Annotated in this window: 1 protein-coding gene; it reads left to right on the forward strand. The window is 53.4% G+C overall.

Annotated elements, in window-relative coordinates; translation table 11 throughout:
* Positions 1-282 precede the first annotated feature (282 nt).
* Positions 283-1,002, forward strand: a 720-nt coding sequence (locus tag EOA86_RS41015) for a lytic transglycosylase domain-containing protein (RefSeq protein WP_245497495.1), incomplete at its 3' end; no start/stop codon positions are given.

Genomic DNA, 1,002 nt, shown 5'->3' on the forward strand with positions numbered 1-1,002 from the left:
GACCAGCACCGTCTTGCCCGGTGCAGCCAGTGACTTGATGTAGTCCTTGTTAATGTCTTCCACGGACAAAGCCGGTGTTGCCATGACGCAACTAGCGAGTGCGGCGATGATGGTACGTTTCATTTTCTAGCCCTAACCATCCTGGTGACATTGGATTCCCCGCGAGAGGGGGGTTTAAGTATGGTGCAAAAACTTGTATCACTACACCAAATCGGTATCATGCAAGTACGAACTTAATCGGTTTTCGTTGCAATCTCAACACCGCAAGTTAGGCGGGGGACGATGATCAGAAGGGCTAGAATAGACGGTGCTTCGCGATTGGCTGTGATGGCGGGCGCTATAGGCTTGACTGCGGTCGGACCGCTAGCGTCTACGGCTCAGGAATCGCAGAAACAAGCCGCTTTTGTTACGAATATGCCAGCTTCGGCGTCGGTCAATGACGCTTCGATCAGCGCTATTTTCGCAAACCGGTGGGGTAAGGCAAGCGGCGAATTCGTGCTCGGTTCTGATGGTGTGGTCGCACCCGAAACGGAATCTTCCTCAGAGGCCGATCAAGATAACCCTATTGATAACGTAGGACTTGGTTATGCATCCGAAGGGGATGTCAGAAATATTACCGATATGGGTAAGTCAACGACTGGTGCGATTACCCATAATGGTGTTGCCGTCCCGGCAAGCACAAACACGGCAAACGTGCATGAATGTGGACCGTCCCCGCTAAGTCCCTCGGAAATCAAGAGCTTAGTCGTCGAAACGGCACGTCGACATAAGGTCGATGAAGTTTTCGCCACAGCCATTGCCTGGGCTGAAAGCGAATTTGACCAGACCCGCAATTCCGACAAGGGCGCACGCGGCCCAATGCAACTAATGCCCGGCACTGCAACACGCTTCGCTGTCGAAGACGTTTGCGATCCCGCGCAGAACATCGAAGGCGGCATGAAGTACCTGCGCGTGCTGCTCGACGAGTTTCAAAATCCCCTTCTGGTAGCGGCTGCCTACAAC

The sequence above is a fragment of the Mesorhizobium sp. M5C.F.Ca.IN.020.32.2.1 genome (genome assembly GCF_004023105.1).
In the GTDB taxonomy this organism is placed as follows: domain Bacteria; phylum Pseudomonadota; class Alphaproteobacteria; order Rhizobiales; family Rhizobiaceae; genus Mesorhizobium; species Mesorhizobium wenxiniae.